Origin of the sequence: Kitasatospora sp. MBT63 (assembly GCF_000710465.2) — a bacterium.
In the GTDB taxonomy this organism is placed as follows: Bacteria; Actinomycetota; Actinomycetes; order Streptomycetales; family Streptomycetaceae; genus Kitasatospora.
This window is the reverse complement of sequence record NZ_JAIZ01000065.1, coordinates 1-8270: the sequence shown is the minus strand read 5'-3', so window position 1 is coordinate 8270 and position 8270 is coordinate 1. Positions and strand designations below refer to the sequence as shown.

The following is an 8270-nucleotide window of genomic DNA, read 5'->3' as shown; positions in this document are numbered from 1 at the left end:
AGGAGCTCTACGTCAGTGCCAAGACCGTCGAGTACCACCTGGGCCACGTCTACACCAAACTCGGCCTCAAGTCCCGCCGGGAACTGCGCGGCCTCAAACTGCCTTCCGGTCGGTGACCGGCGGCCGATTCGGGCTAGGACGACGGAGGCGGAGCGGCGTCGACGCCGCTCAGGTGGGCGTGGTCGAAGCTCAGCGCCCACGCGCTCAGAAGATCGAGGCCGATGACGTAGAAGCCGTGCGCGTCGGACATCGGGCTGTCGGAGACGGCATCCGGAGGTGCGCCGGAGGGGCGGGTGAGCCCGGGGGCCGGACGCAGTCCGCAGGCGGCAAGTGCCGCTGTGACCCGGTGGGCGTACGGGGCGGCGCCGAGCGCGGTGAAGTGCAGGTGGGCGTTGCAGAGCAGCGGGGCGGCGGTCTGCAGGTCGCCCTCCTCCAGGACGAGGTGCCCGAGGTCGCTTTCGATGCGGGCCCGGTAGAAGGGCTGTTCGTCGATGGTGACCGGCCGGGTGAGGGCACGACGGTAGACGGCGATGGCGGTGTCGAGCCGGCCGTGGGCCTGGGCGAGGCGCCCGGTCCCCCAATCGGCGATCAGGCCCAGGGCGGGGGCGCTGCCGCTGAGGGCGCGGAGTTCGTCCAAGGTGTGTTCGGCCTCGGCGAGGCGGCCCGTGGCAGTGAGGGCCTCGAGGTACAGCGGGAGCTCGAACTGCCGGTTCAGGCGGTGCCAGCCCGTGTCGGGGAGACGGGTCAGGGAGTCGAGGTGGTCCATCATCCGAGGATGGTCGGCGTGGGCCTGGGCCAGGACGGCACCCGCGACGGCGGGCAGGGCCGCGTACATCGCGGGGGAGATCCGCTCGCTCCAGTACCGGCAGGAATCGAGGTGACTGCGGGCGGCCACCGGCCGGCCCTGCCCGGCGGCGGCCATCGCCGCCCAGGCGTGTGCCTCCGGGAGGCCGGAGAGCAGCCCTTCCAGGTCGGCCTGGGCGAGGGCGTGGCCGGCCACCTCGGCGCTCTGCTGCCAGCGGCCGGCCTGGTAGTGGCACAGGGCGAGCGTCGAGCGGGCGGTGAGGGTGGCGAGGCCGGTCTCGACGCGGGTGGGGGCGAGCACCATCTCGGCGTCCCGCTGGGCTGCGGCCCGCTCGCCGACGGCGAGGCGGAGCATGGCACGCACGGCGAGGGCCGTGTGGTCCTCCCGGGTGACCCTGGCGGGGTCGTCGGGCAGGGCGAGGATGTCCTTGGACATCGCGAGCGCCGTGCGCGGTCCGTGGTGGAGGCCGGTGGCGAAGATCAGCGTGAAGCGGGCCTCGGCCCGGGCCGGCGGATCGAGCAGCCGGTGGTCGAGAACGTCGCCGACGAGGGCGAGACTGGCGGAGGGACGTTCGGCCTGCCAGCTGTAGAGCGAGGCGAGCCAGATCCGGGCCCGCGATTCGGTCCGCCGGTCGCCGGTGGCGCGGGCCGTGGCGATGGCGTCGAGATAGTGACGTTCACCTGGGGCGAAGTCCCCGTGGGCGGTGGCTGCACGGCCGAGGACGCAGGAGCGCAGCGGGGACGGAGCGCACCGCTCCACCGCTTCCTGAAGAGTGAACCGGCGGGTGCCCGAGTGGTAGGGGAGGGAGTGCAGGCGCATGGCCGCCAGGAGGAGCCGGCGCTCGTATTCGGTACGGCTGGTGGACAGATCCGCGGCCCAGAGCAGCAGGGTGGCGGCCCGGTCGCTCTGTTCGGCTTCCAGCTGGCGGCCGGCCTCGGATTCGAGCTCGGCCGCCAGCCGTGCGTCCGTCCCGTCGGCTGCCGCCACCCTGTGCACCCATGCCGTGTCGGTGTCCACCAGCGCCGCGGCCGCGTTGTGCATGGTCCGCCTGCGGCAGGGGTCCATGGCCTGGTAAACGGCCTCGCGCTGGAGGGAGTGACGGATCCCCACCGGCGTCGTGGGATCGTCCGGGTTCCAGTGGACCAGTCCGGATTCCAACGCCTGGCCCAGGGCTCCCGCAGGGTCGTCGATCCGGGCGAGGCGGGCCGCCCGCGCCAGCGGGACGCAGGTGTCAAGGACCGCGAGAGCCTCCACCAGCATCCTCGACGGTTCTTTCAGCTGTGCCAGGGCGGTCCGTACGGCGTCGGCCAGTGAGTCGGGTACCGGCAGGTGCTCCTCCTCGCCGGCCAGCTGTTCCGGCGTGGCCGCCGCGATGATCGCGTGCAGGTGCAGCGGGTGGCCCCCGGTGTGTTCGAGCAGCCGCTCCGCCGCGCCGACGGGTGCCTTCCGGCCGGCGGAGGCCGCCAGCAGCTGGGCCACCCCCCGGCTGTCGAGCCCCTTCAGCCGTAGCGCCCGGGTGTGTTGTGCGCCGGTGACCAGGCAGCGCCACGATGCTTCGTGCGGGTCGGCCGGATGCTCACTCGAGGTGTCGACTGCCTCGATCAAGGGAGGGGTACGGGCGGCGAGGACGACCATCACCTGGTCCCGCCACAGCCGTCGCACGATGAAGCCGATTACTCTCAGCGACACTTCGTCGGCCCACTGGGCGTCGTCCAGAACCAGCGCCACCGGCCCTCTGCCCTGTGCCGTGGCAAGCAGTTCCAGGAGCTCGCCACCGGCTTGGACGGGAGAGGTGTGGGGGGCGAGCCGACCGCTCAGCGCGGCGAAGGACGCCAGCGAGTCGGGCTCGATCCCGCGCAGCCACTGTTCCACGACACCGTACGGCCAGTCCCGCTCCAGCGGGTCGCAGCGCGCCCACCACACGGCGAAGCCCCGGAGGTCGGACAGGGCCCTTCGGATCAGCCAGGTCTTCCCGATCCCGGCCTCGCCTTCGACCACCACCAGCCAAGGTTGTCCACCTCGGACGGCTGCGGCCAGAGTGCCGAAGGTCGCCAGTTCACCGGTACGACCGACGAATCTCTCGTGCCCACCTGGATCCGGGCCCATGGCGGGGTCCTTCTTGCTCACGGATCCATTCAACGCCGCATTCGCGCCACATGAAACCACTGAGGAACGACACGTCGGAGCCGGTCACGGAACGTGTCGGCAGGGCGGGGCCGGGCCGGGGGAGTCCACGGGCCGACAGGTCCCGAACGGCCGCCCGCACGACCGGGACGGCCCGCGATTCGCGGGGGAGATCCTCACCGGAGTGTGTCATCCGAGACGGCCAACGGCGCTCTCGGTGGATCTCCTCCATAGTCTCCTGGAGTTCCTGAAACATTCGGCGAATATATTTGCCGCGCCTTCGAAGTGCTGAATCCTCTGAGTCGCCTCTCTCCGCGGGATGCCACCTCCGGCCAGTACCTTGGCCTTCTTCGTCTCCTGCTTCAGCAGGTCCCGCAGCATGTCCCCGTGTCGTGAGCGGACGGTTCTGATGAAATCGTCGACCGCTCCCATCCCCTCCTTCCTGACGAACGTCGACATGTTTTCATAGCTGCCGCCCAGGAGGCCGTTCGTCGTCAGTCTGTCATCGTCGTAATTTCCGCCCGGCGACACGAGGACTCCCCTGTACTCCCTCGGCAGCGACACCCAGAAGGCCGTCATGGCCGCCGCGACGACAGCCGTCAGCAGCTCGGATCCCCCGCCCTCATCCGTGAGGAACTGCCAGGCGTCACCGGACAGGTCGGAGTAACCCAGGGCGTACTTCGCCGCGGCCGGGTTCCAGCAGTCCGGGTTCGGCATCGACAGCACCCCCTCGCGCCATGCCCGACCTCCCTCACCCCATGTCTTCGAGGGCACGACCCTTGGTCTCCTTGATGCAGAAGGCGACGAAGGGGATGGAGAGAAGGGCGAAGGCCGCGTAGATGACGTACGTGGCGGAGAGGTTCCAGTCGGAGAGGTCCGGGAAGGTCACGGTGATCGCCCAGTTGGCGATCCACTGCGCCGAGGCGGCGACCGACAGGGCCAGGGCCCGGATCCGGTTGGGGAACATCTCCCCGAGCAGGACCCACACCACCACACCCCAGGAGAAGGCGAAGCACAGCACGAACAGATGGGCCGCGACCAGGGCGACGACGGCATGGGCGTTGTCGAGGGTCGCACTGTCGCCGGTGCCCTGCCGGAAGGAGAACGCCCAGGCGGCCAGACCGAGGGCGAAGGCCATGCCCGCCGAGCCGGCCAGCGCGAGCGGCTTGCGACCGATCCGGTCGACCAGGACAATCGCGACCACCGTTCCGATGACGTTGATGGTGGAGGTGGAGAGGCTGATCAGCAGCGAGTTGGACTCGTCGATGCCCACCGACTGCCAGAGGAACGACGAGTAGTAGAAGATCACGTTGATGCCGACGAACTGCTGGAACACCGAGGCGCCGATGCCGATCCAGACGATGGGCAGGAGGCCGAACCGGCCACCGAGCAGATCCTTCAGCCGCGGCTTGTGCGAGGTGTCGAGGACGGCGCGGATCTCCGAGACCCGGGCGTCCAGGTCGACGGACGGACCCTCGATCTCCTCCAGGACCCTGCGGGCCTGCTTCTCCCGCCGAGCGGCGATCAGGAACCGCGGCGACTCCGGAATGGTGAGCGCCATGGCCCCGTAGATCAGGGCGGGGACCGCCTCCACCCCGAGCATCCACTGCCATGCCTGGATGCCGCCGAGCTCATCGGTGGACTCGCCGCCTGCCCCCTGGTTGAGCGCCCAGTTGACGAGCTGCGAGACGGTGATGCCCAGCACGATGGCCAACTGTTGCAGGGAGGCCAGACGTCCGCGGTAGACCGTGGGAGCGACTTCGGCGATGTAGGTCGGCGCGATCACCGAGGCGATTCCGATGGCGATGCCGCCGACCACCCGCCACAGACCGAGAACACCGATGCTGGGCGGGAACATCGAGCCGATCCCGCTGATCGCGAACAGCGTGGCGGCCAGCACCATGGTGCGGACCCGCCCGAAACGGTCGGCCAGCTGCCCGGCCGCCACCGCACCCGCCGCCGAGCCCAGAAGCGCGATCGCCACCACGAAGGCCGTCTCGCTGTTGCCGACGTCGAAGTGCTTCTGGATGCCGGTCACGGCACCGTTGATCACCGCGCTGTCGTACCCGAAGAGGAAACCGCCCATCGCTGCGGCCGCCGAGATGAACACGACCCGGCGCAGAACGCCCCGGTCGGCCTGTGGCGGGGAAGGGGAACTGGACAAAGGGCGCTCCTGGGACGAAGGGCCCGTCGCCGGACCGCTGGATAGGTGGCCCGTTCCTCGGGACCACTCCCGGCCGACCACACGTGGTGTCCGAACCGCGTGGTACCCGAACCGGAGGATCCGGGCCGCACCCGCTCTCCGGCCCCATCAGTGAAGCCCCTCCCACGGCCCCGGCCACAGCCCGTTCGCGATGCCGGAAGGGCAGACCGGAGGGACCGGTACCCGCTCCTCGGATCGGCTGCCGTGCCCGCACGGCAGCCTGCCCGGCTCTGCCCGGCCGGGCGGCCTCGTGCATCTAATGGGACAGGGACCTCTCCAGGAAGGACACGCGTGACCCGCCCCGCATCCGCGACGCTCCGGGCACCGGTTCCGTCCATCGTGGCGGCCTCGCACGCCCGAGGCCCGGACACGACCGACGTGCCAGGAGAACCACATGAAGCCGACGACGACCGCCGTAGCCGTGCTCCTGCTCGGGGCGGAGCTCGTCCTTCCGGCCACCGCCCACGCGGCCGACCGTGCCCGACCGTCCGGCTCGTCCTCCCTGAGCGGCAGTATCCTTGACAGCCCGTCGGACGGCACCGGACAGGTGTTCCTCGACCCCTCGGTCGCCTCCGGCGGCCAGAAGATCAGCATCGACGGCACCTGCCCCCAGGACACCACCGCCGTCACCGCGATCACATCGGGGGCGTTCGAGGACGGCGCCGCGGCGTTCGAGGACGCAGACCCCCAGGCGTTCACCGCCACCGCCCGCATCCAGAACTCCGCAGAACCGAAGTCCTACCCGGTCGAGGTCTCCTGCACCACGGACAGCGGCACAGTGACGATCCTGGCGACCGTACAGGTCCAAGGCGCCGGCACCGGCACCGGCACCGGCACGAGCCCGGCCGGCCCGGCATCCCTGTCCTTCCCGACCCCGGAGCCCACCACCGCCGCACCGGTGCACCACCAGGTGCCCGTCGTCCCCAAAGGCGCCCCGGACACCGGGGAGATCAGCCCCACGCCCCCGTCCCGGGACAACGGCCTCCTGGTCCTCATCCTGGGCCTGAGCACGGGCACAGCCGCCGCAGCGCTGCTCGGCATCCGTCGCCGACGCACCGGCCGCCGCTGAGAGCAGACGAAGACCAGCCATGAACGAGCCGACGAGGACCGGCCGATCCGGCCCGCGGAATCCGGTGGTACGGGCCGGCGGAACACCCCGACGCCCCGGCGCCGGCCTCGTCGCCACCGTGCTGACCCTCTCGGCCCTGCTCGGCGGCGGCCTGGCGGTGACGGCGGACCGCGTCCACCCCGCGAGACCGCCGACCACTGCCACGCCCGCCGCCACGCCCACACCGTCGTCCGAGACCCCGGAGACGACCACCCCGTCCGCACCGCCGAGCCCGCCGCCGGACACCGACCCACCGGCCATGACCAGTGACAACCCCTCCGCACCGACACGAATCGCGATCCCCTCCATCGGCGTCCAGGCCGCCGTCATAAGCCTGGGGCTCGAACAGAACGGCACCTTGCAAGTCCCGCCCGTGGAGGACGACGACCCCGCCGGTTGGTACGACGGCTCGCCCGTCCCGGGCACCGTCGGCCCCGCCGTGATCGTCGGCCACACCACGGTCGGCGCCTACGGCAACGGCGTCTTCCACCGGCTGGGCGAGCTGAAACCCGGGGACCAGATCATCGTCGACAAGGCGGACGGCAGGTCCGCATCGTTCACCGTCCGCCGGATCGAGCTGTACCCCAGAGAACAGTTCCCCACCTCCGAGGTCTACGGCGACACCGCCGGACCGGCGCTGCGCCTCGTCACCTGTGCCGGCACGCAATCCGACCGCGGCTACTCCGAGAGCCTGGTGGTCTACGCCGACCTGACGTCCTGAGCACCGCGCCCCGCCGGAACCCGACGCCCGACACCTCCCGGGTCACGTGCGGCAACCCCGGTGATCAGCGCCGCCGCCACCGGTTCCGGTGCATCATCGGATGAGCGCCGGCCGGCGGCTGCCCGAGAGGCCGCCGAGGCTTCTGCTGCGGGGCCGGCTCCGTGGGGATGGGACTCTCCGGAAGAAGCCGGATGAGGTCGCTGTCGAGGATCTCGTACCAGCCGGTGAAGTCGGCGGTCGAATAGGAGCCGAGCGGGCGGTCCGGGCCGTCGAGCCCGACCGACCTCCGCCAGCCGAAAGCGACGCCCGCAGCCTCGGACGGGTCCCCGAACCCGGTCGGAGCGTGACCGACGCAGTACACGACGAAGACACCCTTGTCGGAGGGCTCGCCGTCTCGGTAGTGCCGGTAGATGCCGCCACTGTGGAAGAAGGTGTCCTCGGCCATCATCCGCTCCCCTCACCCGGTGAGGCACAACCATGGTGCCACTCGAGCCGGTGCCGCAGCGCGCGGACACGGCACGTGTCTCGGACGTCCTCGGGGCGGCTGCGCGCAGTGGTGTCCGGGCCGGTGGAGAACGCCGCCGTCCACCTGTGCGCTCGGTGGCCCGGCGGCGGCCGGCTGACGGATCGGGCCCGGTCGGCCGGCACCAACTTCCGTACTGTCAGCTGACGGTGACTCCGTGGGACGCCAGGTAGGCGACGGGGTCGATGACGGCGCCGTAGGTGTTCGTCGTCCGTATCTCGAAGTGCAGGTGGGGACCGGTGGCGTTGCCGGTGCTGCCGGAGAGGCCTATCTGCTGGCCCGTCGTGACGCTCTGTCCCGCGGTGACGAGGAGCTTCGACAGGTGGGCGTACTGGGCGTACTTGCCGTCAGGGAGCTTCAGCACGATCTCGTTGCCGTAGGCACCGTCGTTCGCCGCCGACACGACGGTGGCATTGGTGATCGCGTACAGCGGTGTCCCGGTGGGGACGGCCCAGTCGGTTCCGGTGTGGTACCCGGCGGCGTAGCTCGCGTTGGGGACGCCGAACGGGTTGCTGACCCTGGCCCCGCGCACCGGCGCCGTCCACTCGCCGCTCTGCGGGTCCGCAGTGGCCGTCGAAGCGGTGGACGAGGAGTCGGAGCCGGTGTCCGAAGCCGGGGCGCTCTGAACGCGGCTGCGAGCGGAGGTCGCCGGGGTGGAACCGGTCTTCGGCGGGGGTGCCGTTGCGGAGACCTTCGATTCGGGTGTCTGCGTCGGGTCGTGCTCCTGGGCGGGGGCCGTGGTGGGATCGGGCTCCTGCGCCGGGGCCGTGGTCGGGTCGGGCTCCT

General features: G+C 71.0%; 8 protein-coding genes. 3 read left to right on the top strand and 5 right to left on the bottom strand.

The window, feature by feature from the left end:
- Positions 1-116 (top strand): LuxR C-terminal-related transcriptional regulator (locus tag AA75_RS53915; RefSeq protein ID WP_149037943.1); only part of this gene is annotated, 116 nt, incomplete at its 5' end.
- Positions 117-133: 17 nt separating this feature from the next.
- Here AA75_RS53915 and AA75_RS04585 read toward each other — a convergent pair.
- From AA75_RS04585 to AA75_RS04575, 3 genes are all read right to left on the bottom strand, one after another.
- Positions 134-2932, bottom strand: a complete 2799-nt coding sequence (locus AA75_RS04585) for an AAA family ATPase (RefSeq protein ID WP_149037942.1) — start codon at positions 2930-2932, stop codon at positions 134-136.
- Positions 2933-3118: 186 nt separating this feature from the next.
- Entirely contained in the window at positions 3119-3703 is a 585-nt protein-coding gene (locus AA75_RS04580; protein WP_149037941.1) for a hypothetical protein, read from the bottom strand.
- The gene (locus AA75_RS04575; RefSeq protein WP_051811846.1) at positions 3681-5015 is read right to left on the bottom strand and encodes a sugar porter family MFS transporter; all 1335 of its coding nucleotides are present in this window, start codon (positions 5013-5015) and stop codon (positions 3681-3683) included. The genes AA75_RS04580 and AA75_RS04575 overlap by 23 nt, the downstream gene beginning before the upstream one ends.
- 511 nt (positions 5016-5526) lie before the next feature.
- Between AA75_RS04575 and AA75_RS04570 the strand changes: the two genes are divergently transcribed.
- Both AA75_RS04570 and AA75_RS04565 read left to right on the top strand, forming a co-directional pair.
- Complete coding sequence (locus AA75_RS04570) at positions 5527-6201, top strand: hypothetical protein (RefSeq protein WP_033818432.1); 675 nt, start codon at positions 5527-5529, stop codon at positions 6199-6201.
- Between the two features lie 118 nt (positions 6202-6319).
- The gene (locus tag AA75_RS04565; protein ID WP_149037940.1) at positions 6320-6961 is read left to right on the top strand and encodes a class F sortase; all 642 of its coding nucleotides are present in this window, start codon (positions 6320-6322) and stop codon (positions 6959-6961) included.
- Positions 6962-7025: 64 nt separating this feature from the next.
- On the opposite strand, the gene AA75_RS04560 is transcribed toward AA75_RS04565, so the two are convergent.
- The gene (locus AA75_RS04560) at positions 7026-7406 is read right to left on the bottom strand and encodes a hypothetical protein (protein WP_149037939.1); all 381 of its coding nucleotides are present in this window, start codon (positions 7404-7406) and stop codon (positions 7026-7028) included.
- Between the two features lie 217 nt (positions 7407-7623).
- Positions 7624-8270, bottom strand: a 647-nt coding sequence (locus AA75_RS50775; protein ID WP_199520261.1) for a M23 family metallopeptidase, incomplete at its 5' end; no start/stop codon positions are given.